This is a genomic window from Cedecea sp. AS113 (assembly GCF_037152415.1).
Classification (GTDB): Bacteria; Pseudomonadota; Gammaproteobacteria; order Enterobacterales; family Enterobacteriaceae; genus Cedecea.
Genome location: NZ_JBBCMI010000005.1, coordinates 120,398 through 146,228 on the forward strand (window position 1 = coordinate 120,398; position 25,831 = coordinate 146,228).

Consider the following 25,831-nt stretch of genomic DNA (forward strand, 5'->3'; position numbering starts at 1 on the left):
AACGATGTGTCATTGTCGCTATTCTGGCTACCCTATTAGTGTTCAGGATGAATACGCTACTTAGAGAGTTGGGTGAAATAATGACTAAAAATCTGCAACGTTTCTTTCAGAATGATGCCGCTGGCGGTATTTTTTTGATTGTTGCTGCGGCACTGGCAATGCTACTGGCAAATATGGGATCGACCAGCGCTGGCTATGAGGCTTTTCTTGCCACACCTGTTGAAGTGAGAATTGGGCCGCTGGATATCAGTAAAAATCTGCTGCTGTGGGTGAATGATGCCTTGATGGCGATTTTCTTCCTGATGATTGGCCTTGAGGTAAAGAGGGAAATGGTTATCGGGTCACTGGCCGATCGCCGTCAGGCTTCATTCCCGGTCATTGCCGCCCTGGGTGGGATGGTGGTACCGGCTCTGCTTTATCTGGTTTTTAACTATGCTGATCCTGTAACCCGTGAAGGCTGGGCGATACCTGCGGCAACCGACATTGCCTTTGCTTTAGGGATCCTTGCGCTTCTAGGCAACCGTGTCCCGCTGGCGCTGAAGGTTTTCCTGATGGCGCTGGCAATTATTGATGATCTTGGCGCAATTGTGATTATCGCGCTGTTTTATACCAGCGATCTTTCGGTGATGTCGCTAGGTCTCGCTGCCGTGGCCATTGTGGCACTGGCATTGCTGAACCTGTTTAACGTGCGTCGTACCGGAGTCTACATTCTGGTGGGCGTAATATTGTGGACTGCGGTACTGAAATCAGGCGTGCATGCCACGCTTGCAGGCGTGATTATTGGCTTCTTCATTCCACTGAAAGAAGAAAAGGGACGCTCGCCAGCTCAGGACCTGGAGCATGTGCTGCATCCGTGGGTCGCCTTCCTGATCCTGCCGCTGTTTGCTTTTGCTAATGCAGGGGTTTCCCTCAGCGGAGTGACCATGCAGGGGCTAACGTCGCTTCTGCCGCTGGGTATTATGGCCGGGTTGTTCATCGGTAAGCCGCTGGGTATCAGCCTGTTTTGCTGGCTGGCGCTGAAGTTTAAGCTTGCCTCACTGCCAGAGGGAACAAGCTTCAGGGATATTATGGCGGTAGGCGTGCTGTGTGGCATAGGGTTTACGATGTCCATCTTCATCGCTTCACTGGCCTTTGGCGACGTTGACGCGGAGCTGATTACCTGGGCGAAACTGGGCATTTTGCTGGGGTCGTTACTCTCTGCTGTCGTCGGCTTCATGATGCTAAAAGTACGATTGCCTAAGGCGACTTCATGACGTTACTGGCTGCCGGGTCATCGCCAGATGACCCGATAATGGATTAATTCTCAGGGAGTGAAGGGTATGTCCCATATCAATTACAATCATCTTTATTATTTCTGGCACGTTTGCAAAGAAGGGTCGGTTGTCGGTGCGGCTGAGGCATTGTTCCTGACCCCACAAACGATCACCGGGCAAATCAAAGCGCTTGAAGAGCGCCTGCAGGGCAAACTATTCCGCCGTCAGGGCAGGGGACTTGTCCCTTCGGAGCTGGGGCAACTGGTGTTCCGCTACGCCGACAGAATGTTTACCCTGAGCCAGGAAATGCTGGATATCGTTAACTACCGTAAAGAAGCTAACATTTTATTTGATGTTGGCGTGGCGGATGCGTTATCCAAGCGTCTGGTTAGCGGCGTGCTGGATGCGGCCGTGGTCGAGGATGAGCAGATCCACCTGCGCTGTTTTGAATCAACCCATGAAATGCTGCTGGAGCAGCTTAGCCAGCATAAGCTGGATATGATCATCTCGGACTGCCCGATTGATTCTACTCAGCAGGAAGGGCTGTTCTCGGTGAAGCTCGGTGAATGCGGTATCAGTTTCTGGTGCCAGGGACCGAAGCCTGAACTGCCTTTCCCCGCCTGTCTGGAAACCAGACGTCTGCTTATTCCCGGGCGTCGCTCAATGCTGGGCCGCAAACTGCTTAACTGGATTAACATCCAGGGACTGAAGATTGAGATTCTGGGCGAGTTTGATGATGCCGCGCTGATGAAGGCGTTTGGCGCCGCACATAACGCTATCTTTGTGGCACCGACGCTGTATGCGCAGGATATCTATAGCGATGACGATATCGTCGAGATAGGTAGAATGGATAACGTGCTGGAGGAGTACCATGCCATTTTTGCCGAACGCATGATTCAGCATCCTGCGGTGCAGCGCATCTGCAGCAAGGATTACTCCGCGCTGTTTAAAGTTGACTGAATGACAGGCATAAAAAAACCGGCGTTAGCCGGTTTTTTTATCAAAGCTCACAGCAAAAAGGCGATTAAGCCAGTTTGTTGATTTGCGCAGTCAGGTTTGCTTTATGACGCGCAGCTTTGTTTTTGTGGATCAGACCTTTAGCAGCCTGACGGTCCACGATTGGTTGCATTTCGTTAAATGCTTTCTGTGCAGCAGCTTTATCGCCAGTTTCAATCGCTGCGTATACTTTCTTGATGAAAGTACGCATCATAGAGCGACGGCTTGCGTTGTGCTTACGAGCCTTTTCAGACTGTACGGCACGTTTCTTAGCTGATTTGATATTAGCCAAGGTCCAACTCCCAAATATGATCTATGTGGACAATTCAAAGGCCGAGGAATATGCCCCGTTAGCCTTCTTTTGTCAATGGATTTGTGCAAATAAGCGTCGTTAAATTTCCGACACCTCTTACGTGTGATGGCGCGGATTCTACCAGCATCAGGCTTCGGAATACAGTCTTTCGCATCAAAATTCGTCAAGACAAATGCGAAGTCTGCGCAAAGCCCTTCCCAGTACAATGAATTCATTCAAGCTTTACGCTAAAGGCGCTAATCGCCGGTTAACCTTAATCGCGGTAGTTGGTATAATCCGCCAATTTCCACTGTTTTGAGCCAGCCATGAAGCTGATACGCGGTATACATAATCTGCGCCGGGAGCACCACGGGTGTGTACTCACCATTGGTAATTTCGACGGCGTGCATCGTGGCCACCAGGCGCTATTAAAGGGTCTGTGCGAAGAGGGGCGTGCGCGCAACCTTCCGGTAATGGTCATGATTTTTGAGCCTCAACCGCTCGAATTGTTTGCACCGGAAAAAGCCCCTGCCCGGTTGACTCGCCTGCGAGAAAAGCTGCGCTACCTGGCCGAGTGTGGCGTGGGCTACGTGCTGTGCGTGCGCTTTGATCGCCGCTTCGCCGCGCTGAGCGCACAAAACTTTGTGAGCGACCTTCTGGTTGACCGGCTTGGGGTGCAATTCCTCGCGGTGGGGGATGATTTCCGCTTTGGCGCTGGTCGCCAGGGGGATTTCTTGTTATTACAGAAGGCTGGCCGCGAATACGGGTTTGATATCACCAGCACCCAAACGTTTTGTGACGATGGGGTGCGTATCAGCAGTACCGCGGTGCGCCAGGCGCTGGCCGATGATGACCTGCAGCAGGCAGAAAACCTGTTAGGGCATCCGTTTATGATCTCCGGCCGCGTTGTGCATGGGGATGAACTGGGCCGTACTATTGGCTTCCCGACGGCAAACCTGCCGCTGCGTCGCCACGTTTCCCCGGTAAAAGGGGTTTATGCGGTGGAAGTCTCAGGCCTTGGTGAAAAGCCGATTGCCGGCGTGGCAAACATCGGTACTCGCCCTACGGTGGCGGGAATACGCCAGCAGCTTGAAGTCCATTTACTGGACGTTGTAATGGACCTTTATGGTCGCCATATAGAAGTAGTGCTGCGTAAAAAGATACGTAATGAGCAGCGATTTGCTTCACTCGATGAGCTGAAGGCGCAAATCGCCAGAGATGTGGTGTCAGCCCGAGAATTTTTTGAGTCAAATGCCTGAAAGGCTAACCGAAATACGGAACCGAGAATCTAATGAGTGACTTTAAATCTACCCTAAATTTGCCTGAAACAGGGTTCCCGATGCGCGGCGACTTAGCCAAGCGCGAACCGGGTATGCTGGCGCGCTGGAATGATGACGATCTGTACGGCATCATCCGTAATGCGAAAAAAGGCAAAAAAACCTTTATTTTGCATGATGGCCCTCCTTATGCGAACGGTAGCATTCACATTGGTCACTCAGTTAACAAGATTCTGAAAGATATTATTATCAAATCTAAAGGGCTTTCCGGCTTCGACTCGCCGTACGTGCCGGGCTGGGACTGTCACGGTCTGCCAATCGAGCTTAAGGTTGAGCAGGAATTTGGCAAGCCGGGCGAGAAATTCACCGCAGCAGAATTCCGTGCAAAATGCCGCGAATACGCCGCTAATCAGGTTAACGGTCAGCGCGAAGACTTCATCCGTCTGGGCGTGCTGGGCGACTGGTCGCGTCCTTATCTGACCATGGACTTCAATACTGAAGCCAACATCATTCGTGCGCTGGGCAAAATCATCGGCAATGGCCACCTGCACAAAGGTGCTAAGCCTGTTCACTGGTGCGTGGACTGCCGTTCTGCGCTGGCGGAGGCCGAAGTTGAGTATTACGACAAAACATCCCCGTCCATTGACGTAACGTTCAATGCCGTTGATGCCGATGCGGTGAAAGCTAAGTTTGGTGCTTCTGCCGTTAATGGCCCGGTCTCTCTGCTTATCTGGACCACAACGCCGTGGACGCTGCCAGCTAACCGCGCTATCTCTCTGGGCGCCGAGTTCGATTACGTGCTGGTGCAGATTGAAGGCCAGGCGCTGATCGTGGCGAAAGACCTGCTGGAAAGCGTGCTGAAGCGTGCTGGCGTAACTGATTACCAGGTTCTCGGTACCGTGAAAGGCGCTGAGCTTGAGCTGCTGCGCTTTAAGCACCCGTTCATGGGCTTTGACGTCCCGGCTATTCTGGGCGATCACGTTACCCTGGACGCGGGTACAGGTGCGGTTCACACCGCCGGTGGTCACGGCCCGGACGACTACACCATCAGCCAGAAATACGGCCTGGAAATCGCGAACCCGGTTGGCCCGGACGGGAGCTATCTGCCAGGGACCTATGAAGGTCTGGACGGTGTTCAGGTGTTCAAAGCGAATGACCTGATCGTTAACATCCTGCGTGACAAAGGCGCTCTGCTGCACGTTGAAAAACTGCTGCACAGCTACCCACACTGCTGGCGCCACAAAACGCCGATCATCTTCCGTGCAACGCCACAGTGGTTTATCAGCATGGATCAGAAAGGCCTGCGCGCGCAGTCCCTGAAAGAGATCAAAGGCGTGCAGTGGATCCCTGACTGGGGCCAGGCGCGTATCGAATCCATGGTGGCAAATCGCCCTGACTGGTGTATCTCGCGTCAGCGTACCTGGGGCGTGCCGATGTCACTGTTCGTGCACAAAGATACCGAAGAACTGCACCCACGTTCGCTCGAGCTGATGGAAGAAGTCGCTAAGCGCGTTGAGCAAGATGGCATCCAGGCGTGGTGGGATCTCGATCCGCGCGACATCATGGGGGATGACGCAGACAACTACGTTAAAGTGCCGGATACCCTGGACGTTTGGTTCGATTCAGGATCTACTCACTCTTCCGTTGTTGACGTGCGTCCAGAATTCCACGGCCACGCGGCGGATATGTACCTGGAAGGCTCGGATCAGCATCGCGGCTGGTTCATGTCCTCCCTGATGATTTCCACGGCGATGAAAGGCAAAGCGCCTTACCGTCAGGTACTGACCCACGGCTTTACCGTGGATGGTCAGGGCCGCAAGATGTCCAAATCTATCGGCAACACCGTTAGCCCACAGGACGTGATGAACAAACTCGGCGCGGACATTCTGCGTCTGTGGGTGGCATCTACCGATTACACTGGCGAAATGGCCGTTTCCGACGAGATCCTGAAACGCTCCGCTGACGCTTACCGCCGTATCCGTAACACCGCCCGCTTCCTGCTGGCCAACCTGAACGGCTTCAATCCTGAAACCGATATGGTGAAACCGGAAGAAATGGTGGTGCTGGATCGCTGGGCCGTTGGCTGTGCGCAAGAAGCTCAGGCGGATATCATCGCCTCTTACGAAAACTACGATTTCCACGAAGTTGTGCAGCGCCTGATGCGCTTCTGCTCCGTGGAGATGGGCTCGTTCTACCTCGACATCATCAAAGACCGCCAGTACACCGCGAAAGCGGACAGCGTGGCGCGTCGCAGCTGCCAGACCGCGCTGTACCACATTGCTGAAGCGCTGGTCCGCTGGATGGCGCCGATCATGTCCTTCACCGCCGATGAAATCTGGGGCTACCTGCCAGGTTCTCGCGAGAAGTATGTGTTCACCGGTGAATGGTACGAAGGTCTGTTTGGCCTGGCGGAAAGCGAAGCGATGAACGGTGAGTTCTGGGACACGCTGCTGACCGTTCGTGGTGAAGTGAACAAGGTTATCGAGCAGGCTCGTGCTGATAAGCGCATCGGTGGTTCTCTGGAAGCGGCAGTGACGCTGTACGCTGACGCAGAGCTGGCGGCCAGGCTGAACAGCCTGAGCGACGAATTACGATTTGTCCTGTTGACCTCCGGGGCTGCGGTTGCCGATTATGCGCAGGCGAGTGAAGACGCTCAGCAGAGCGAAATCCTCAAAGGGCTGAAAGTAGCTCTGCGTAAAGCCGACGGTGAGAAGTGCCCGCGCTGCTGGCATTACACCACCGATATCGGTCAGGTAGCGGAACACGCAGAAATCTGCGGCCGCTGTGTCAGCAACGTAGCCGGTGACGGCGAACAACGTAAGTTTGCTTGATGAAACCCATTTTCTCTACCGGATTGCGCTGGCTGTGGCTGGTGGTGGTAGTGCTGATTGTGGACCTGGGCAGTAAATATCTGATCCTCCAGCATTTCATGCTGGGGGATACGGTATCCCTGTTCCCGTCCCTGAATTTGCACTATGCGCGTAACTATGGCGCAGCGTTTAGCTTCCTGGCCGACAAAGGCGGCTGGCAGCGCTGGTTCTTCGCGGGTATCGCTATCGGTATCTGTGTAGCGTTGGTGTGGATGATGTATCGCGCTAAAGCCAGCCAGAAACTGAATAACATCGCCTATGCGTTAATCATTGGCGGTGCGCTCGGGAATCTGTTCGATCGCCTGTGGCACGGTTTTGTCGTCGACATGATCGATTTCTACGTTGGCGACTGGCATTTTGCCACCTTCAATCTGGCCGATACCGCAATTTGTATCGGTGCGGCGCTGATTGTGCTGGAGGGATTCTTTGTTTCCTCCGACAAGCCCGCGAAGCAAAAAGGGTAATCCATGGCTGAGTCCGTACAAACCAACAGCGCGGTGCTGGTGCACTTTACGCTTAAGCTTGAGGATGGCTCCACCGCGGAGTCAACCCGCGCTAACGGTAAGCCTGCGCTATTTCGCCTTGGGGATGAAACATTGTCGCCGGGCCTGGAAGACCAACTGGTTGGCCTGAAAGCTGGCGACAAAAAAGCGTTCTCGCTGGCGCCAGAAGCAGCTTTTGGCATTCCAAGCCCGGATATGATCCAGTACTTCTCGCGCCGTGAGTTTGTCGAAGCGGGCGAACCGGAGCCGGGCGCTATCATGCTCTTTACCGCAATGGATGGCAGCGAAATGCCGGGCGTGGTGCGTGAAGTTAACGGTGATTCTATCACCGTAGACTTTAACCATCCGCTGGCCGGGCAGACTATCCATTTTGATATTGAAGTGCTGGAAGTTGATCCGGTCCTGGAGGCGTTGAATGCAGATCCTGTTGGCTAATCCCAGAGGCTTTTGCGCTGGGGTCGACCGCGCTATCAGCATTGTGGAAAACGCGCTGCAGATATACGGCGCGCCTATCTACGTTCGTCATGAAGTGGTGCATAACCGCTATGTGGTGGACAGCCTGCGCGAGCGCGGAGCGATTTTTATCGAGCAAATTAGCGAAGTGCCGGACGGCGCTATCCTGATTTTCTCCGCGCACGGTGTTTCTCAGGCGGTGCGTAACGAAGCGAAGAGCCGTGAGCTGACAGTTTTCGATGCCACCTGTCCGTTAGTGACTAAAGTGCATATGGAAGTGGCTCGTGCCAGCCGCCGTGGTGAAGAGTCTATTCTGATTGGCCATGCTGGCCACCCGGAAGTGGAAGGCACCATGGGCCAGTACAGCAACCCGAAAGGGGGCATGTACCTGGTGGAGTCACCGGACGATGTCTGGACGCTTGAAGTCAAAGACGAAAGCAATCTGTCGTTTATGACCCAAACTACGCTTTCCGTCGACGATACCTCGGATGTGATTGACGCCCTGCGTCAGCGCTTCCCGAAAATTATCGGCCCGCGTAAAGACGACATTTGTTATGCCACGACCAACCGTCAGGAAGCGGTTCGGGCGCTGGCCACGGAAGCTGATGTTGTGCTGGTAGTAGGCTCCAAAAACTCCTCGAACTCCAACCGTCTTGCCGAACTGGCGCAGCGGATGGGGAAAGCCGCCTGGCTTATTGATGATGCTTCTGATATTCAGGAGTCCTGGCTAAAAGACGTGAATTGCGTCGGTGTTACCGCCGGGGCCTCTGCGCCTGATGTATTGGTGCAAAACGTCATTGCTCGCCTGCGCGAACTTGGCGGGAGCGAAGCTAAGGAGCTGACAGGGCGCGAAGAGAATATCGTCTTTGAAGTGCCGCGTGAACTGCGCGTGGACATCCGTGAAGTGGATTAACGTCGCAGGTTTCCGTTTATGAGAAGATGCCAGCTGGTGTATGCCCGCTGGCATTTTTTATGGAGAACAGCATGACCAGAACCCCGATTATTCTTGATACTGACCCCGGTATCGACGATGCGGTTGCCCTTGCGGCGGCTTTATTTGCACCCCAGCTAGATTTGAAACTCATCACCACCGTGGCTGGAAATGTCTCGGTGGACAAAACCACGCGTAATGCCCTTCAACTGCTGGAGTTTTGGCAGAAAGAGACGCCCGTGGCGAAAGGGGCTTCTGTCCCGCTGCTGCGCCCGCTGCGGGATGCAGCTTACGTGCACGGCGAGTCGGGGATGGAAGGGTATGTCTTCACCGAAACATCTCGTCGTGAACTGCCAATTCCCGCATTCCAGGCCATGTACGATTGTCTGAAAAGCAGCGATGAGCCGGTGACTCTGGTTACCATTGGTCCACTGACTAACGTTGCCATGCTGCTGACGCAGTACCCTGAATGTAAGACGCGTATTAAACGCGTGGTCATGATGGGGGGCTCTGCGGGGCGGGGCAACTTTACGCCGACGGCTGAATTTAATATGGCCATTGATCCCGAGGCGGCAGCACGCGTCTTTGACAGCGGGCTGGATATCGTCATGTGTGGGCTGGATGTGACAAATCGTGCAATGCTTGCGCCTGAATTTCTGGCTCAGCTGCCAGCCTTAAATCGCACCGGGAAGATGCTGCATGCGCTATTCAGTCATTACCGCAGCGGCAGCATGGATACCGGGCTGCGAATGCATGATTTGACCGCCATTGCGTGGCTGGTGAAGCCCGAGCTGTTCCAGACATTCCCCTGCTTTGTTGCGGTAGAAACGCACGGTACTTATACCAGCGGAACGACAGTGGTGGATCTCGAACATCGTCTCGAACGTCCGGCCAATGCACAGGTTGCGCTGGATATTGATATCCCAGGTTTTCAGGCGTGGGTTGCTGAAGTTCTGGCGTTGGCACCGTGAATAATTATCCCATTAAAAGCAGGGGAATTATCTGCGTTATTGATAACTGCCGGGCCATGACAGTAAATTCTAATTATGGGTGTTTTCGGCTGGCGGCCTGCTAGAGGGCTGGTTAACCTGATAACGTTTTTACGAATTATTTAACCAAAGAGTAATGATATGCATGATGCACAGATTCGCGTAGCCATCGCGGGCGCGGGCGGCCGTATGGGGCGCCAGTTAATTCAGGCGGCTTTACAGCTGGATGGCGTTCAGCTTGGGGCGGCGCTTGAGCGTCCGGGTTCTTCCCTGGTCGGTAGCGATGCGGGTGAGCTGGCCGGCGTGGCAAAAACAGGGGTACTGGTAAGCGATAACCTTGATGCGGTCGCTAACGATTTCGACGTTTTTATTGATTTTACTCGCCCTGAGGGAACGCTGGCTCACCTGGCATTTTGCCTCAAGCATGGCAAAGGCATGGTCATCGGCACGACGGGTTTTGATGAGGCCGGCAAGCAGGCCATTAACGATGCGGCGCGTGAGATCCCGATTGTTTTCGCGGCAAACTTTAGCGTGGGCGTGAATGTCATGCTGAAGCTGCTGGAGAAAGCGGCAAAAGTCATGGGCGATTACACCGATATCGAAATCATCGAAGCGCACCACCGCTACAAGGTGGATGCCCCGTCAGGCACCGCGTTGGCGATGGGTGAAGCGATTGCTCAGGCGATGGACAAAGATCTTAAAGATTGTGCAGTTTATTCCCGCGAAGGCCATACCGGTGAACGTGTGCCTGGCACTATCGGTTTTGCCACCGTGCGTGCGGGCGATATCGTCGGGGAGCATACCGCGATGTTTGCAGATATTGGCGAGCGGGTTGAGATTACCCACAAGGCTTCCAGCCGTATGACGTTTGCTAATGGGGCAGTTCGTTCAGCTTCATGGCTTAAAGGTAAGAAGAACGGTATTTTTGATATGCGAGATGTGCTAGATCTCAATAATTTGTAGTTAAACGCATCCTTATAAATGTGGTTTGTTGTTTTCAATTGATTGATTTTAGGGTGATTAATTTCACCCTTTTGTTTTTTTAAATGTTTGATATTAATTTATCTATGTAATCCATTAAATTGGTTGCTACCCTATGTTTTTGTGTTGTTGTAATGTTAATTTTGACCACTTGGTCCACTTTTTCACTGCTCTCTCTCCACTTTCCCAGTATTCATGGTCAGCAACCGATTACTTTCCCCAGGTTAGTTGGCTATTTTGACCTTCAAATCAGATATTTTTACTCTGAGCGGCAAAAGAGACATAAAAACTTCGTCTTGAGGTAGACTTTTACCCGGCTTGTCTCTAGAATGCCGCCGTTTGCCAAAAATCCGTAGGGCAGACGCTTTTTGCATTTGATTCAGGCGTTAGTTTTGAATTAATATGCGAATAAATTGAATGTTTATTCCCTGGAGGACGTTTTGATTAAGTCAGCGCTGTTGGTTCTGGAAGACGGAACCCAATTCCACGGTCGGGCCATTGGGGCATCGGGTACGGCAGTGGGTGAAGTCGTTTTCAATACCTCATTGACCGGTTATCAAGAAATCCTCACTGATCCTTCCTACTCCCGCCAGATCGTCACTCTTACTTATCCTCATATCGGTAATGTCGGCACCAATGAAGCCGACGAAGAATCCTCCCAGGTTCATGCGCAAGGCCTCGTCATTCGTGACCTGCCGCTGATTGCCAGCAACTTCAGAAGTCAGGAAGACCTTTCTTCTTACCTTAAGCGCCATAACATCGTGGCGATTGCCGATATTGATACCCGTAAGCTGACCCGCCTGCTGCGTGAAAAAGGTGCCCAGAACGGCTGCATCATCGCGGGCGATAACGTAGACGCGGCCCTGGCGCTGGAAAAAGCGAAAGCATTCCCTGGCCTGAACGGCATGGATCTCGCTAAAGAAGTCACCACGAAAGAAGCTTACACCTGGCAGCAGGGGAGCTGGACGCTGGAAGGCGACCTGCCAGAAGCGGCAAAAACCGAAGAGTTACCTTTCCACGTAGTGGCTTATGACTACGGCGCGAAACGCAACATTCTGCGTATGTTGGTGGACAGAGGCTGCCGCCTGACGGTGGTGCCTGCTCAAACGCCAGCGGAAGAGGTGCTGAAGATGAACCCGGATGGCATCTTCCTTTCTAACGGCCCTGGCGACCCGGCACCTTGTGACTACGCCATCAGCGCAATCAAATCCTTCCTGGAGACAGACATTCCTGTCTTTGGCATCTGCCTTGGCCACCAGCTGTTGGCGCTGGCCAGCGGTGCCAACACCGTAAAAATGAAGTTTGGTCACCACGGCGGCAACCACCCGGTAAAAGACCTGGATAAAGACTGCGTGATGATCACCGCGCAGAACCACGGTTTCGCGGTTGATGAGGCCACGCTGCCTGCTAACCTGCGCGTAACCCACAAATCACTGTTCGATGGCACCCTGCAGGGGATTCATCGTACCGATAAAGCCGCGTTCAGCTTCCAGGGGCACCCTGAGGCGAGCCCGGGGCCGCACGACGCTGCACCGCTGTTTGACCACTTTATCGATTTGATTAAGCAATACCGTTCTACCGCTAAATAATCAGGAGCCGAGAAGACCATGCCAAAACGTACAGATATAAAAAGCATCCTGATCCTCGGTGCGGGCCCGATTGTTATCGGCCAGGCCTGTGAGTTTGACTACTCTGGCGCGCAGGCTTGTAAAGCGCTGCGTGAAGAGGGTTACCGCGTTATTCTGGTGAACTCCAACCCGGCCACCATCATGACCGACCCGGAAATGGCGGATGCAACCTACATCGAGCCAATTCACTGGGAAGTGGTACGCAAAATCATCGAAAAAGAGCGTCCGGATGCGGTGCTGCCAACCATGGGCGGCCAGACCGCGCTGAACTGCGCGCTGGAGCTTGAGCGTCAGGGCGTACTGGAAGAGTTCGGCGTCACCATGATCGGCGCTACCGCCGATGCTATCGACAAGGCTGAAGACCGTCGTCGCTTCGACATTGCGATGAAAAAAATCGGTCTCGACACCGCTCGTTCCGGTATCGCGCACAATATGGAAGAAGCGCTGGCGGTTGCGGCAGACGTGGGTTATCCGTGCATCATTCGTCCATCCTTTACCATGGGCGGCACCGGCGGCGGCATCGCCTATAACCGCGAAGAGTTTGAAGAGATTTGCGAGCGCGGCCTGGATCTTTCCCCAACCAAAGAGCTGCTGATTGATGAGTCGCTGATTGGCTGGAAAGAGTACGAGATGGAAGTGGTGCGTGATAAGAACGACAACTGCATCATCGTCTGCTCTATCGAAAACTTCGACCCGATGGGGATTCATACCGGGGACTCCATCACCGTGGCACCAGCGCAAACGCTGACCGATAAAGAATACCAAATCATGCGTAACGCCTCGATGGCGGTACTGCGTGAAATCGGCGTGGAAACCGGCGGCTCAAACGTTCAGTTCTCCGTGAACCCAAAAACGGGCCGCCTGATTATTATCGAGATGAACCCGCGTGTGTCCCGTTCTTCAGCGCTGGCGTCTAAAGCTACGGGCTTCCCGATTGCTAAAGTTGCCGCGAAGCTGGCAGTCGGTTACACCCTTGATGAGCTGATGAACGACATCACAGGTGGCCGTACTCCGGCATCCTTCGAACCGTCCATCGACTATGTTGTGACGAAAATTCCTCGCTTTAACTTCGAGAAATTTGCTGGCGCAAATGACCGTCTGACCACCCAGATGAAATCCGTGGGTGAAGTCATGGCTATCGGTCGTACTCAGCAGGAATCACTGCAGAAAGCGCTGCGTGGCCTGGAAGTGGGCGCTACCGGCTTTGACCCGAAAGTCAGCCTGGATGACCCGGAAGCGCTGACCAAAATCCGCCGCGAGCTGAAAGACGCTGGCGCAGAGCGTATCTGGTATGTGGCTGACGCATTCCGCGCGGGCCTGTCCGTAGATGGCGTGTTCAATCTGACCAACATCGACCGCTGGTTCCTGGTGCAGATTGAAGAGCTGGTGCGTCTGGAAGAGCAGGTGGCTGAAGTGGGCATCACCGGCCTGAACCATGACTTCCTGCGTATGCTGAAGCGCAAAGGTTTTGCGGATGCACGCCTGGCTAAACTGGCTGGCGTGCGTGAAGCTGAAATTCGCAAACTGCGCGAGCAATATAACCTGCACCCTGTCTACAAACGCGTAGACACCTGTGCGGCAGAATTCGCTACCGACACCGCTTATATGTACTCCACGTATGAAGAAGAGTGTGAAGCGAACCCGAACCATGACCGTGACAAAATCATGGTGCTGGGCGGCGGACCAAACCGTATCGGTCAGGGCATCGAGTTCGACTATTGCTGCGTACACGCCTCGCTGGCGCTGCGTGAAGATGGTTACGAAACCATTATGGTTAACTGTAACCCGGAAACCGTGTCTACCGACTACGACACCTCCGACCGCCTCTACTTTGAGCCTGTCACCTTTGAAGACGTGCTGGAAATTGTCCGCGTTGAGAAACCAAAAGGTGTCATCGTACAGTACGGCGGCCAGACTCCGCTGAAACTGGCTCGTGCGCTGGAAGCGGCTGGTGTGCCGGTTATCGGTACCAGCCCGGATGCTATCGACCGTGCAGAAGACCGTGAGCGTTTCCAGCACGCCGTTGAGCGCCTGAAGCTGAAACAGCCTGCTAACGCCACCGTAACGGCTATCGAGCAGGCGGTAGAGAAAGCCGTCCAGATTGGTTATCCGCTGGTGGTTCGCCCTTCCTATGTGCTGGGCGGCCGCGCGATGGAAATCGTCTACGACGAAGCAGACCTTCGCCGTTACTTCCAGACCGCGGTTAGCGTTTCCAACGACGCGCCGGTGCTGCTTGACCGCTTCCTTGACGATGCGGTCGAAGTGGACGTGGATGCCATTTGCGACGGTGAAACCGTGCTGATTGGCGGCATCATGGAACACATCGAGCAGGCGGGTGTTCACTCCGGTGACTCGGCATGTTCTCTGCCGGCTTACACTTTGAGCCAGGAAATTCAGGATGTGATGCGCCAGCAGGTGCAGAAACTGGCCTTTGAGCTCCAGGTGCGTGGCCTGATGAACGTGCAGTTTGCTGTGAAGGACAACGAAGTTTACCTGATTGAAGTGAACCCACGTGCCGCGCGTACCGTGCCGTTCGTTTCTAAAGCGACGGGCGTGCCGCTGGCAAAAGTTGCCGCTCGCGTTATGGCAGGCAAAACGCTGGTTGAGCAGGGCGTCACCAAAGAAATCATCCCGCCTTATTACTCGGTGAAAGAAGTGGTGCTGCCGTTCAACAAATTCCCGGGCGTTGACCCGCTGTTAGGGCCAGAAATGCGCTCTACCGGGGAAGTGATGGGCGTGGGGCGTACTTTCGCAGAAGCTTTCTCTAAAGCGATGCTGGGCAGCCAGTCAACCATGCGTAAGCCAGGCCGCGCGCTTCTCTCCGTGCGTGAAGGTGACAAAGAGCGCGTAGTTGACCTGGCCGCGAAGCTGCTGAAACAGGGCTTCGAGCTGGATGCGACCCACGGTACAGCGATTGTGCTGGGCGAAGCGGGTATTAACCCACGCCTGGTGAACAAGGTGCATGAAGGGCGTCCGCACATTCAGGACCGTATCAAGAATGGCGAATACACCTACATCATCAACACCACCGCGGGCCGCCAGGCGATTGAAGACTCCAAGCTGATTCGCCGCAGCGCACTGCAGTACAAAGTGCATTATGACACCACGCTGAACGGTGGTTTCGCCACGGCGATGGCGCTGAATGCCGATGCTACCGAGAAGGTGATTTCGGTGCAGGAAATGCATGCCCAAATTAAGGGTTAAACTTTCTTGTCCTGAAAGAATGTTCCGAAAATAACGCCGACGGCCTCTGAAAAGAGGCCGTTTTATTTTATACCCAGCGAGATAGTCTACAGTTAACCAGCACACAACTGAAAATGACTAAACACGCTGGGAGAACACCATGCAGAAACGAACTTTACTTGCTTCCCTCTTCACTGCCGCAGCGCTGCTGATCGTGGCGGGCTGCTCGTCCAATCAGGCAGTTAAAACCAGTGATGGCAAAACGATCGTGACCGACGGCAAACCGCAGGTCGACAAAGACACGGGCCTGGTGTCATACAAAAATGCCGAAACGGGTAAAACCGAGCAGATCAACCGCGATCAGGTGAAAGAGATGAGCGAGCTGGATAACTAGTTAAGAAATATCCAACAACACGCTCAGCAATATTGACTGTTAGCCTGTCGATTAACTGACTAAACTCACTGTCATTACAGGCAGTAGTGAAGACAGGCTTAACAATGATTCTTATAATCTATGCGCATCCCTATCCCCAGCATTCCCATGCCAACCGGCAAATGCTCGAGCGAGCTAAAGCGCTTCCGGGGGTAGAGGTTCGCTCCCTCTATGAACTTTATCCCGACTTTAATATCGACATTGCCGCTGAGCAGCAGGCGTTAAGCCTCGCTGATTTGGTTATCTGGCAGCATCCCATGCAGTGGTACAGCGTGCCGCCGCTGATGAAATTGTGGATAGACAAAGTGCTTTCGCACGGCTGGGCATACGGCAAAGGTGGGAATGCCCTGCACGGCAAAGAGGTGATGTGGGCCGTGACAACCGGCGGCAGCGAAAAACATTTTGAACTGGGCGATCACCCTGGATTTGACGTTCTCGCCCAGCCTCTGCAGGCCACGGCGCTCTACTGCGGAATGCAGTGGCTTCCGGCCTTCGCGATTCATTTCACCTTTGTTTGCGATGAATTGACGCTTGCCCGCCAGGCGGATGACTATAAGCAACGCTTGATTGACTGGCAGGAGGCTCATCGTGGATAGCCACAGCTTAATTCAGGCATTAATTTACCTCGGTTCTGCCGCGCTGATCGTGCCTATCGCCGTGCGGCTCGGATTAGGTTCCGTGCTGGGCTACCTGATTGCCGGCTGCATTATTGGGCCATGGGGGCTGGGGCTGGTTACCGACGCCGAAACTATTCTGCACTTTGCTGAAATTGGCGTGGTGCTGATGCTCTTTGTTATCGGGCTTGAGCTTGATCCTCAGCGGCTATGGACGCTTCGCGCCTCGGTGTTTGGCGGCGGTTTTCTGCAAATGGCGGCCTGCGGGCTGGCGCTCGGCGCATTTTGTATCGTGATGGGGCTCAACTGGAAGATCGCCTTGCTTATTGGCCTGACGCTGGCGCTCTCATCCACCGCGATTGCTATGCAGGCGATGAACGAACGCAACCTGACCGTCACGCCGATGGGGCGAGGCGCGTTTGCCGTACTGTTGTTCCAGGATATCGCGGCGATCCCTCTGGTGGCAATGATCCCGCTGCTGGCGAGCAGCGGCGGGACGATGACCTTTGCGACGTTTTTAATTTCCGCGCTTAAGGTAGCGGCGGCGCTGGCTCTGGTTGTACTGCTTGGGCGCTATGTCACCCGGCCAGTGCTGCGATTTGTGGCGCGCTCGGGGTTACGTGAAGTGTTCAGCGCCGTGGCGCTATTCCTGGTGTTTGGCTTTGGCCTGCTGCTTGAAGAGGCCGGGCTTTCGATGGCGATGGGGGCGTTTCTTGCCGGGGTGCTGTTAGCCAGCTCCGAATATCGTCACGCGCTGGAAAGCGATATTGAGCCGTTCAAGGGCCTGCTGCTGGGGCTGTTCTTTATCGGGGTTGGGATGTCTATCGACTTCGGGACTTTGCTCGACAACCCGCTGCGTATTCTCGTCCTGCTGGTCGGTTTCCTGGTCATCAAAACGCTGGTGCTCTGGCTGGTCGCTAAGCCTTTAAAAGTGCCGCGTAAGCAGCGACGCTGGTTTGCCGTTTTGCTGGGGCAGGGAAGTGAATTTGCTTTTGTTATCTTCGGCGCGGCTCATATGGCTCAGGTGCTGGACGACGACTGGTCGAAGTCGCTGACGCTTGCCGTGGCGCTATCCATGGCGGCCACGCCTCTGTTGCTGGTGCTGCTGAACAGGCTCGAGAAAACGGGCAGCGAGCAGGCCGGAGAGGCCGACGAAATTGATGAAGAGCAGCCCCGGGTTATCATCGCGGGCTTCGGACGCTTTGGGCAGATTGCCGGTCGTCTGTTACTGAGCAGCGGAGTGAACGTGGTTATTCTGGATCACGATCCTGACCATATAGAGACGCTGCGAAAATTTGGCACCAAGGTCTTTTATGGGGACGCCACCCGCGTTGACCTGCTTGAGTCAGCCGGGGCCGCAGGCGCTGAAGTGCTGATTAACGCCATTGACGATCCTGAAGCCAGCATGCAGCTCACTGAACTGGCGAAGGAGCACTTCCCGCATCTGCAGATCCTTGCCCGCGCGCGCGATATTAATCACTACATCCGCCTGCGCCAGGCGGGAGTCGAGATGCCGGAACGTGAAACGTTCGAAAGCTCGCTGAAGATTGGCCGTCGTGCGCTGGAGGGATTGGGCGTCGGCAAATACGAAGCGCGCGAGCGGGCCGACCACTTCCGCCGTTTTAACCTGCAAATGCTTGAAGAAATGGTGCCGACTGATGATAAGACCGCCGAGCGCGCGGATGTCTTTAAGCGCAACAGCGCGATGCTGACAGAGGTTATTAACGAGGATCGTGCGCACCTGCACGTTATCCAACGTGATGGCTGGCAGGGAACAAAAGAGGGTCTTCACAGCGGTAAACTTTCCGATGAACCCCCGGTCAGGCCAGCAGAGTGAACTTGCTGAAAAATATTTACTTTTCCTTATAGTGAGCGGGGGTTAACGCTAACCCCTTGTTCCATATCCCGCAGTTGAAAATCAGGGCGCGATGGCCGCAGCAGAATAAAAAAAATTCTCGTTACGCCCATCGCCTGCTGTCGACGAAAGATTGCGCTTTCCGTATAGTGGCGGCAATTTTTTTCATCATCCTTAGGTTATATAAATGATCAGTCTGATTGCTGCTTTGGCGGTGGATCGCGTTATCGGCATGGAAAACGCCATGCCATGGGATTTGCCTGCCGACCTGGCCTGGTTCAAGCGCAATACGCTCAATAAACCTGTTGTTATGGGGCGCCTGACCTGGGAGTCTATTGGCCGCCCGCTGCCGGGACGTAAAAACATCGTTATTAGCAGCCAGGCCGGAAATGACGATCGCGTTGAGTGGGTGAAATCGGTGGAAGAGGCTATTAAAGCCTGCGGTGATGCCGAAGAAATCATGGTGATTGGCGGGGGACGCGTATACGAGCAGTTCCTGCCCAAGGCGCAGCGTCTTTACCTGACCCATATTGATGCGGAAGTGGAAGGGGACACGCATTTCCCGGATTACGATCCGGATGAGTGGCAGTCAACCTTCAGTGAATTCCACGATGCCGACGAGAATAACTCCCACGGTTATTGCTTCGAAATTCTGGAGCGTCGTTAAGTTTTACCCCTCTCTCGACAGAGAGAGGGGTAACTTCTAAGAGGCGGCAGCGGTTTGATCTTCGCCGCTATCCTGCAGACGATTTGAAGGCTGTACGAACCAGGCTTTATCTTCCCAGCGCAGGCAGGTTAGTTCTCCCCCCCAGCAGCAACCCGTATCCAGCGCATAGATCCCTTCCGGCGTGCCTTTCCCTTCCAGCGATGCCCAGTGACCAAAAGCCACAGAATATTCGGCGGTAACGGGGCCAGGAATCGCAAACCAGGGCTTCAGCGGCGAAGGCGCTTTTTCCGGCGTGTCTTTGCAGTACATATCCAACTGGCCGTTAGGGAAGCAATAGCGCATGCGGGTGAGCGAGTTAGTGATGAAACGCAGGCGTGCCAGCCCGGAGAGATCGCTGGACCAGTTGTTGGGCATATCGCCATACATTGCATCCAGGAAAAGCGGGTAGCTGTCGCTGGAGAGAACGGCTTCGACATCACGCGCGCAGGCCAGCGCGGTATTGATATCCCACTGAGGCGTGATCCCCGCATGAGACATAACAAGCTTTTTCTCTTCATCCACCTGAATGAGCGGCTGACGACGAAGCCAATTGAGAAGCTCGTCGGCATCAGGCGCTTCCAGCAGTGGCGTAACGCGGTCTTTAGGTTTGTTGCGGCTGATGCCCGCAAAGACGGCTAAAAGATGCAGGTCATGGTTACCGAGTACCACTCGTACGCTGTCACCGAGACTGCGAACATAGCGCAGCACCTCCAGAGAAGCTGGCCCACGAGCCACCAGATCGCCCGTCAGCCACAGCGTATCTTCTTCAGGGTTGAAATTAACCTGCTGCAGCAACGCGATCAGTTCATCGTAGCAGCCGTGAACATCGCCAATCAGATATGTAGACATGGTATCAGTGAATAAAAGTTGGAATGGCCAGACGGAAAACGGGGATCTCGACCCTGAAGGCCTCTCCCTGCGCATCGACCATTTCATAATGGCCCTGCATGGTGCCGAGCGGCGTTTCGATAACCGCTCCGCTGGTGTACTGGTAGTCGTTGCCCGGTTCAATATGCGGCTGTTCGCCGACGACACCTTCGCCCTGAACCTCGGTTTCGCGGCCGTTGCCGTTGGTAATTAGCCAGTAACGGCCAAGTAGCTGAACTGCTGTTCGCCCCAGATTGCGAATAGTGACTGTGTACGCAAATACGAAACGCTCATCCTCAGGCGAGGACTGCGACTCAATATAAAAGCTTTGTACCTGCACGCATACGCGGGGCGAATCAAGCATAGTTTAGCTCTCCGACGGCTGTTGTGGGTTGTCAGCCAGATAGTTTGCAAGCTTACAGTACTGCTCAACGGAAATGTTTTCCGCACGCAGCGTCGCATCGACGCCCAGCTCCGCCAGCACGTCGGCACTGAACAGATGACCAAGGCTGTTACGGATAGTTTTACGACGCTTGTTAAAGGCTTCCGTGGTGATACGGCTCAGCACGCGCAGATCTTTCACCGGGTGCGGTAAAGTCGCGTGTGGTACCAGACGCACAACGGCAGAGTCCACTTTTGGCGCAGGCGTAAACGCCGTTGGCGGGACTTCAAGCACAGGAATAACGTTACAGTAGTACTGCGCCATCACCGACAGGCGGCCATAGGCTTTACTGTTTGGCCCGGCGACTAAGCGGTTAACCACCTCTTTTTGCAGCATGAAGTGCATGTCTGCAATGGCATCAGTATAGCTAAAGAGATGGAACATCAGCGGCGTAGAGATGTTATACGGCAGGTTACCGAAGACGCGCAACGGCTGGCCGATTTTCTGCGAAAGATCGCCGAAATCCATGGTCATGGCATCCTGCTGATAAATTGTCAGCTTGGGGGCCAGGAACGGGTGCGTTTGCAAACGTGCGGCAAGATCGCGGTCCAGTTCGATAACGGTCATTTTATCCAGGCGTTCACCCACAGGCTCAGTCAGTGCACCAAGGCCTGGACCAATTTCGACCATTGCCTGGCCTGGCTGTGGGTTAATTGCGGAGACAATACTGTCGATAACGAACTGGTCATTAAGGAAGTTTTGTCCAAAACGTTTGCGGGCAAGGTGGCCCTGGTGGACTCGAGTATTCATTGACTATTTACAATCATTTTAATGGCGAGATTAAGCGCCGTAATAAAACTGCCGACATCGGCTTTCCCCTGGCCTGCCAGCTCAAGAGCCGTGCCGTGGTCAACCGATGTACGGATAAAAGGTAACCCCAACGTGATATTTACCGCGCGGCCGAAGCCCTGATATTTCAACACGGGCAGACCCTGATCGTGATACATCGCCAGTACGGCGTCAGCACTATCGAGGTATTTAGGCTGGAATAGCGTATCTGCCGGTAACGGGCCAGAAAGGTGCATCCCCAGAGCGCGCATCTCATTTAACACCGGGATAATAGTGTCTATCTCTTCGGTGCCCATATGGCCACCTTCCCCGGCGTGTGGATTGAGACCGCAAACCAGTACATGCGGCTGCGGGATACCAAATTTGGTTTGCAGGTCATGATACAGGATGGTGACAATCTGGCGTAGTAAATCCGGCGTAATGGCGTCAGAAATTGCTTTCAGCGGCAGATGCGTTGTGGCCAGCGCAACGCGCAGCTCTTCCGTGGCCAGCATCATCACCACTTTTTCGCTGTGTGAGCGCTCTTCGAAGAACTCGGTGTGACCAATAAACGGAATCCCGGCATCGTTGATAATGCCTTTGTGTACCGGCCCGGTAATCAGCGCGGCGAATTCTCCGTTCAGGCAGCCATCGCATGCCCGAGCGAGCGTCTCGACGACGTAAGCACTGTTACGCACATCCAGTTGCCCTGGAATGACCGGCGCACGTAGCTCAACGGGCAGCACGGTTAACGTACCTGCAGCCTGTGGTTTTGCCGGTTGATTTGCCTCGAAAGGCTGGAGCGTCAGGGGGAGACCGAGCAGAGAGGCTCTGGCAAGTAGCAATTCTGGAGAAGCGCAGACGACCAGTTCAACGGGCCAGTCGCGTTGCGCTAACGCGACGACCAGGTCGGGACCAATCCCGGCGGGTTCGCCGGGAGTGATGGTCACACGAAAGATGTTAGCCATTGCTGCCTATGATTTTCACGTAAGCGCTGGCGCGCTGTTCCTGCATCCAGGTTTGCGCTTCTTCGGAGAACTTGCGGTTGAACAGCATGCGGTAGGCACGGTCTTTTTGCGCCGCATCGGTTCTGTCGACTTTACGCGTGTCCAGCAGTTCGATCAGGTGCCAGCCGAAGGAAGAGTGCACCGGGGCGCTCATCTGGCCTTTGTTCAGCTTTTGCAGTGCATCGCGGAAAGCAGGATCATAAATATCCGTTGCCGCCCAGCCCAGATCGCCACCCTGGTTCGCTGAACCTGGATCGTCCGAGAAGGATTTCGCTGCTGCGGCAAAGGTGGTTTTCCCGCTCTTAATGTCAGCGGCAATTTGCTCCAGTTTCTGGCGCGCCTGAGTATCGTTCATGATAGGCGACGTTTTCAGCAGAATGTGGCGGGCGTGAACTTCGGTCACAGAAATATTCTGGTTCTGACCGCGCATATCGTTAACTTTCAGGATGTGGAAACCAACGCCTGAACGAATAGGCCCGATAATGTCGCCTTTCTTCGCCGTGCTCAATGCCTGGGCAAAAATAGAAGGCAGTTCCTGGATGCGACCCCAACCCATTTGGCCGCCTTTCAGCGCCTGCTGGTCGGCAGAATAGCTGATCGCGAGCTTGCCGAAGTCTGCCCCGTTGCGTGCCTGATCGACAACGTTACGTGCCTGTTTTTCTGCGTCATCAACCTGAGCAGAGCTTGGGTTTTCTGGCAGCGCAATCAGGATGTGGCTCAGGTTCAGTTCGGTACTGCTGTCGTTCTGATTGCCTACCTGTTGTGCAAGGGCATCAACTTCCTGCGGCAGGATTGAGACGCGACGACGAACTTCATTGTTACGCACTTCCGAAATCGTCATCTCTTTACGGATCTGACTGCGGTAGGTGTTGTAGTTCACGCCATCATAGGCCAGACGGCTGCGCATCTGATCCATGGTCATGTTGTTCTGTTTTGCAATGTTGGCGATGGCCTGATCGAGTTCATCGTCGGTGATCTTCACGCCCATCTTCTGGCCCATCTGCAGGATGATTTGATCCATGATCAGACGTTCAATGATTTGATGGCGAAGCGTCGCGTCGTCAGGAAGCTGTTGCCCCGCGTCGCGTGAGTTCATTTTGACGGACTGCATTAAGCCGTCAACATCGCTTTCAAGGACTACGCCGTTATTGACTACGGCAGCTACTTTGTCGACAACCTGCGGGGCTGCAAAAGTTGTGTTCGCTACAAGTGCGACACCAAGAAGCAGCGTTCTCCAGTTCTTCATACTTTTTCCATTTTACTTAGCCGCAAAGCGGATTATTTAGAGAATTCGTCAAAGTGAATTACATCGAACTTTGGTATGGCAGAATGTTAGTACGCAGCATCTGCGGAATACCCAGGCCATAGTTGGAACTCAGGCCACGTAACTCGATGTTAAAGCCGATTACGTTATCGTATTTACTCATGTTATTTTCCCACCCGTTGATCTTACGCTCGACGCCAACACGAATGGCATAACAGCAAGAGCTGTACTGCACGGCGAACATAGAGTCAGCGGACTGTCGGGCATTGGTATCGTAGTAGTAGGCCCCGACAACTGACCAGCGATCCACGATTGGCCAACTGGCGACCATACCGACCTGCGAGATCCCTTCTCTATACTGGTCGGCGGTAGAGTAAACTGTCGGCAGCGTAGCCTGAATATACTCCGGGCTGGCATAACGATAGGTCAACTGTGCCATACGATCGGCATCGCGACGGTACTCAATGGCGCCGCTGCCATTGGCCACGCTACCCAGGCGAGCATCATACTGTACCCCGCCGCGCAGGCCCCAGCGATCTGTCATACGCCAGTAGGTGTCACCGGCCCAGACCATGGAGCCGGTTTTCTTATCTTTCTCCCAGTTAATGTTGTCATCCCCGGTACGGGACTGGGTGAAATAGTAGATTTGACCCGCGGATACGTTAAAACGTTCAACCGAAGCGTCATCATAAACGCGAGAAGTTACGCCGGTCGTTACCTGATTAGCGGAAGCAATACGGTCCAGACCGCCGTAAGTACGGTCGCGGAACAGCCCGTTGTAGTCAGACTGCAGCAGCGATGAGTCGTAGTTGTTGATAGCACTTTGGTTGCGATATGGCACGTACAGGTACTGAGCGCGTGGCTCAAGCGTCTGTGTCCAGCCGGCAACGGAGTCCATATCACGGTCAAAGATCAGCTTGCCGTCCATTTTAAACTGCGGCAGCGTGCGGTTGACGGTGTTTTCTAATGTGCTGTTGGCGTTAATCTTCTGCTTATATTCATCAAGATTACCTTGCTGATAATGGGTCATCATCAGCTTGGCTTCGGTGTTCAGGCTTGCCCAGCCGTTGGAGACAGGCAGGTTGATCACCGGTTCAAGGTGCAGACGCGTTGCATCAGGCATGTTGTCATTCACGTTAGTGAATTTCACCGCCTGGCCATAAATTCGGGTATCAAACGGGCCCACGTCATTCTGGTAGAAGTTGACGTCCAGCTGAGGCTCTGCACGGTAAGAGCTGGTGAATGTACCCAGCTGGTTGGCAAAGACCTGGAATTGTTTAGCGGACAGCGTCGCGTCAAAATTCTGATTAGCGTAGCCGACGCTAAATTTTTGCGTGGCGTAGCCGTCGGTACTGTTACCATAGGGTGAGCTGAAGTCGTTGAAGTAGCGCGAATCGCTGACCTTGGTGTAATCGACGTTGAAACGCCACACCTGGTCCATGACCCCGCCGTGGTTCCAGTAGAACAGCCAGCGGCGATCTTTTTCGCCCGGCGCAACGCCCGACTCGTTTTTGTACTCGTCATCCGACGGGAGATAGTCAAACTCCATCAGGCCTGAACCTGCCTGGGTCAGGTAGCGGAATTCGTTTTGCCACTGGATACCGCCACGCTTATCAATATAGTGAGGCGTGATAGTGGCATCGAAGTTTGGCGCAATGTTCCAGTAATAGGGCAGCGCGAACTCAATGCCGCTGTTGGTGCTGTATTTAGCGCTGGGGATCAGGAAGCCCGAACGGCGTTTATCGCCAATAGGCAGCTGCAGGTAAGGGCTGTAGAACACCGGTACCGGGCCCAGTTTAAAGCGGGCGTTCCAGATCTCCGCCACTTCTTCCTGCCTGTCCTGAATCACTTCAGTACCAACCACGCTCCAGGTGTTGGAGCCCGGCAGGCAGGAGGTGAACGTCCCGTTTTCGAGAATCGTGTAGCGGTTGTCGCCGCGCTGTTTCATGAGGTCTGCGGTACCGCGACCCTGGCGGCCAACCATCTGGTAATTACCGTCCCAGACGTTAGTATCTTTGGTGTTTAAATTTGACCAGGCTTTAGGACCTTTCAGGATGACCTGATTGTCGTCGTAATGCACATTACCTAAGGCATCTACGGTGCGGACGGGATCCGTTTGACCTTCGACCAGCTTCTGGTGAAGCTGAACTTCGTCTGACTGCAGGCGGCTGTTGCCCTGCTGAACGTCAACATTCCCGGTAAAAACGGCATTGTCCGGGTAGTCACCTTTGGCGTGATCGGCCTGGATTGTTACCGGCTGGCTATTGCCGTCGTCCTTAACCAATGGACGATTGTAGCTTGGGATACCCAGCATACACTGCGAGGCAAGGTCGGCAGCCATACCTTGTTGGCTATAAAGGGCTGAACCAATCAGTGTGGCCAGCAAGGTGGGAATACGTTTTTTCATACGTGTTATTTGTTGTTCCGTCATCAGGGTATAGCGAAGGCAAACGGTCAGAGACTAACGTACTCATCACCACAGCGCTAGTGTTAATCCAGCCCATTAGCAGTATGCCGTT

The 25,831-nt window shown here is 54.1% G+C and carries 22 protein-coding genes; 15 read left to right on the forward strand and 7 right to left on the reverse strand.

Annotated elements, in window-relative coordinates:
• The first annotated feature begins 80 nt into the window (after positions 1-80).
• Positions 81-1,253, forward strand: coding sequence for a Na+/H+ antiporter NhaA (gene nhaA / locus WFN87_RS07855; RefSeq protein WP_336982805.1), 1,173 nt, complete (start codon positions 81-83; stop codon positions 1,251-1,253).
• Between the two features lie 66 nt (positions 1,254-1,319).
• On the forward strand, positions 1,320-2,213 hold the full coding sequence (gene nhaR / locus WFN87_RS07860; RefSeq protein WP_008461693.1) for a transcriptional activator NhaR: 894 nt from the start codon (positions 1,320-1,322) through the stop codon (positions 2,211-2,213).
• A 64-nt stretch (positions 2,214-2,277) separates the two neighbouring features.
• On the opposite strand, the gene rpsT is transcribed toward nhaR, so the two are convergent.
• Positions 2,278-2,541 (reverse strand): 30S ribosomal protein S20, encoded by a 264-nt coding sequence (gene rpsT / locus WFN87_RS07865; RefSeq protein WP_008461694.1) that lies wholly within the window; start codon positions 2,539-2,541, stop codon positions 2,278-2,280.
• A 326-nt stretch (positions 2,542-2,867) separates the two neighbouring features.
• Between rpsT and ribF the strand changes: the two genes are divergently transcribed.
• The 13 genes from ribF to folA all read left to right on the forward strand — a co-directional run bounded on the left by ribF (position 2,868) and on the right by folA (position 18,925).
• Positions 2,868-3,800, forward strand: a complete 933-nt coding sequence (ribF, locus tag WFN87_RS07870) for a bifunctional riboflavin kinase/FAD synthetase (RefSeq protein ID WP_336982807.1) — start codon at positions 2,868-2,870, stop codon at positions 3,798-3,800.
• A gap of 32 nt (positions 3,801-3,832) precedes the next feature.
• Positions 3,833-6,649: an isoleucine--tRNA ligase gene (gene ileS / locus WFN87_RS07875; RefSeq protein ID WP_336982809.1), complete on the forward strand. Its 2,817-nt coding sequence runs from the start codon at positions 3,833-3,835 to the stop codon at positions 6,647-6,649.
• Complete coding sequence (lspA, locus tag WFN87_RS07880; RefSeq protein ID WP_039290186.1) at positions 6,646-7,152, forward strand: signal peptidase II; 507 nt, start codon at positions 6,646-6,648, stop codon at positions 7,150-7,152. The genes ileS and lspA overlap by 4 nt, the downstream gene beginning before the upstream one ends.
• Positions 7,153-7,155: 3 nt before the next feature.
• Complete coding sequence (gene fkpB, locus WFN87_RS07885) at positions 7,156-7,626, forward strand: FKBP-type peptidyl-prolyl cis-trans isomerase (RefSeq protein ID WP_039300323.1); 471 nt, start codon at positions 7,156-7,158, stop codon at positions 7,624-7,626.
• Positions 7,607-8,557, forward strand: coding sequence for a 4-hydroxy-3-methylbut-2-enyl diphosphate reductase (gene ispH / locus WFN87_RS07890; protein ID WP_008461701.1), 951 nt, complete (start codon positions 7,607-7,609; stop codon positions 8,555-8,557). Before fkpB ends, ispH begins: the two co-directional genes overlap by 20 nt.
• A 71-nt stretch (positions 8,558-8,628) precedes the next feature.
• Positions 8,629-9,546, forward strand: coding sequence for a ribonucleoside hydrolase RihC (gene rihC / locus WFN87_RS07895; RefSeq protein ID WP_336818401.1), 918 nt, complete (start codon positions 8,629-8,631; stop codon positions 9,544-9,546).
• A 159-nt stretch (positions 9,547-9,705) separates the two neighbouring features.
• Entirely contained in the window at positions 9,706-10,527 is an 822-nt protein-coding gene (dapB, locus tag WFN87_RS07900; RefSeq protein ID WP_008461703.1) for a 4-hydroxy-tetrahydrodipicolinate reductase, read from the forward strand.
• Between the two features lie 458 nt (positions 10,528-10,985).
• Positions 10,986-12,134: a glutamine-hydrolyzing carbamoyl-phosphate synthase small subunit gene (gene carA, locus WFN87_RS07905; protein WP_166993503.1), complete on the forward strand. Its 1,149-nt coding sequence runs from the start codon at positions 10,986-10,988 to the stop codon at positions 12,132-12,134.
• Positions 12,135-12,152: 18 nt separating this feature from the next.
• Complete coding sequence (carB, locus tag WFN87_RS07910; RefSeq protein WP_008461705.1) at positions 12,153-15,377, forward strand: carbamoyl-phosphate synthase large subunit; 3,225 nt, start codon at positions 12,153-12,155, stop codon at positions 15,375-15,377.
• A gap of 139 nt (positions 15,378-15,516) precedes the next feature.
• A complete protein-coding gene (locus WFN87_RS07915; protein WP_166993505.1) occupies positions 15,517-15,750 on the forward strand; it encodes a YgdI/YgdR family lipoprotein in 234 nt (77 codons plus the stop codon).
• 104 nt (positions 15,751-15,854) lie between these two features.
• Entirely contained in the window at positions 15,855-16,385 is a 531-nt protein-coding gene (gene kefF, locus WFN87_RS07920; RefSeq protein ID WP_336982811.1) for a glutathione-regulated potassium-efflux system oxidoreductase KefF, read from the forward strand.
• A complete protein-coding gene (gene kefC, locus WFN87_RS07925; RefSeq protein ID WP_008461711.1) occupies positions 16,378-18,240 on the forward strand; it encodes a glutathione-regulated potassium-efflux system protein KefC in 1,863 nt (620 codons plus the stop codon). The genes kefF and kefC overlap by 8 nt, the downstream gene beginning before the upstream one ends.
• A 205-nt stretch (positions 18,241-18,445) precedes the next feature.
• Positions 18,446-18,925 carry a type 3 dihydrofolate reductase gene (gene folA, locus WFN87_RS07930; protein ID WP_008461713.1) on the forward strand — a complete coding sequence of 160 codons (480 nt, stop codon included), beginning with the start codon at positions 18,446-18,448 and terminating at the stop codon, positions 18,923-18,925.
• A gap of 36 nt (positions 18,926-18,961) precedes the next feature.
• Here folA and apaH read toward each other — a convergent pair whose 3' ends face one another.
• From apaH to lptD, 6 genes are read right to left on the reverse strand one after another with little or no spacing between them, the layout of a single operon-like run.
• Positions 18,962-19,813 carry a bis(5'-nucleosyl)-tetraphosphatase (symmetrical) ApaH gene (apaH, locus tag WFN87_RS07935; protein ID WP_336982812.1) on the reverse strand — a complete coding sequence of 284 codons (852 nt, stop codon included), beginning with the start codon at positions 19,811-19,813 and terminating at the stop codon, positions 18,962-18,964.
• A 4-nt stretch (positions 19,814-19,817) separates the two neighbouring features.
• Positions 19,818-20,195: a Co2+/Mg2+ efflux protein ApaG gene (gene apaG, locus WFN87_RS07940; RefSeq protein ID WP_008461718.1), complete on the reverse strand. Its 378-nt coding sequence runs from the start codon at positions 20,193-20,195 to the stop codon at positions 19,818-19,820.
• A 3-nt stretch (positions 20,196-20,198) separates the two neighbouring features.
• Positions 20,199-21,023 (reverse strand): 16S rRNA (adenine(1518)-N(6)/adenine(1519)-N(6))-dimethyltransferase RsmA, encoded by an 825-nt coding sequence (gene rsmA, locus WFN87_RS07945; protein ID WP_336982814.1) that lies wholly within the window; start codon positions 21,021-21,023, stop codon positions 20,199-20,201.
• Positions 21,020-22,009 (reverse strand): 4-hydroxythreonine-4-phosphate dehydrogenase PdxA, encoded by a 990-nt coding sequence (pdxA, locus tag WFN87_RS07950; protein ID WP_008461723.1) that lies wholly within the window; start codon positions 22,007-22,009, stop codon positions 21,020-21,022. The genes rsmA and pdxA overlap by 4 nt, the downstream gene beginning before the upstream one ends.
• Entirely contained in the window at positions 22,002-23,294 is a 1,293-nt protein-coding gene (surA, locus tag WFN87_RS07955) for a peptidylprolyl isomerase SurA (protein ID WP_008461725.1), read from the reverse strand. The genes pdxA and surA overlap by 8 nt, the downstream gene beginning before the upstream one ends.
• Positions 23,295-23,352: 58 nt before the next feature.
• Complete coding sequence (gene lptD / locus WFN87_RS07960) at positions 23,353-25,719, reverse strand: LPS assembly protein LptD (protein ID WP_336982816.1); 2,367 nt, start codon at positions 25,717-25,719, stop codon at positions 23,353-23,355.
• Positions 25,720-25,831 lie beyond the last annotated feature (112 nt).

Coding starts and splice junctions, on each gene's coding strand:
- nhaA (WP_336982805.1), top strand. CDS start 81: ATGACTAAAAATCTGCAACGTTTCTTTCAGAATGATGCCGCTGGCGGT.
- nhaR (WP_008461693.1), top strand. CDS start 1,320: ATGTCCCATATCAATTACAATCATCTTTATTATTTCTGGCACGTTTGC.
- ribF (WP_336982807.1), top strand. CDS start 2,868: ATGAAGCTGATACGCGGTATACATAATCTGCGCCGGGAGCACCACGGG.
- ileS (WP_336982809.1), top strand. CDS start 3,833: ATGAGTGACTTTAAATCTACCCTAAATTTGCCTGAAACAGGGTTCCCG.
- fkpB (WP_039300323.1), top strand. CDS start 7,156: ATGGCTGAGTCCGTACAAACCAACAGCGCGGTGCTGGTGCACTTTACG.
- ispH (WP_008461701.1), top strand. CDS start 7,607: ATGCAGATCCTGTTGGCTAATCCCAGAGGCTTTTGCGCTGGGGTCGAC.
- rihC (WP_336818401.1), top strand. CDS start 8,629: ATGACCAGAACCCCGATTATTCTTGATACTGACCCCGGTATCGACGAT.
- dapB (WP_008461703.1), top strand. CDS start 9,706: ATGCATGATGCACAGATTCGCGTAGCCATCGCGGGCGCGGGCGGCCGT.
- carB (WP_008461705.1), top strand. CDS start 12,153: ATGCCAAAACGTACAGATATAAAAAGCATCCTGATCCTCGGTGCGGGC.
- WFN87_RS07915 (WP_166993505.1), top strand. CDS start 15,517: ATGCAGAAACGAACTTTACTTGCTTCCCTCTTCACTGCCGCAGCGCTG.
- kefF (WP_336982811.1), top strand. CDS start 15,855: ATGATTCTTATAATCTATGCGCATCCCTATCCCCAGCATTCCCATGCC.
- folA (WP_008461713.1), top strand. CDS start 18,446: ATGATCAGTCTGATTGCTGCTTTGGCGGTGGATCGCGTTATCGGCATG.
- apaH (WP_336982812.1), bottom strand. CDS start 19,813: ATGTCTACATATCTGATTGGCGATGTTCACGGCTGCTACGATGAACTG.
- apaG (WP_008461718.1), bottom strand. CDS start 20,195: ATGCTTGATTCGCCCCGCGTATGCGTGCAGGTACAAAGCTTTTATATT.
- rsmA (WP_336982814.1), bottom strand. CDS start 21,023: ATGAATACTCGAGTCCACCAGGGCCACCTTGCCCGCAAACGTTTTGGA.
- pdxA (WP_008461723.1), bottom strand. CDS start 22,009: ATGGCTAACATCTTTCGTGTGACCATCACTCCCGGCGAACCCGCCGGG.
- surA (WP_008461725.1), bottom strand. CDS start 23,294: ATGAAGAACTGGAGAACGCTGCTTCTTGGTGTCGCACTTGTAGCGAAC.
- lptD (WP_336982816.1), bottom strand. CDS start 25,719: ATGAAAAAACGTATTCCCACCTTGCTGGCCACACTGATTGGTTCAGCC.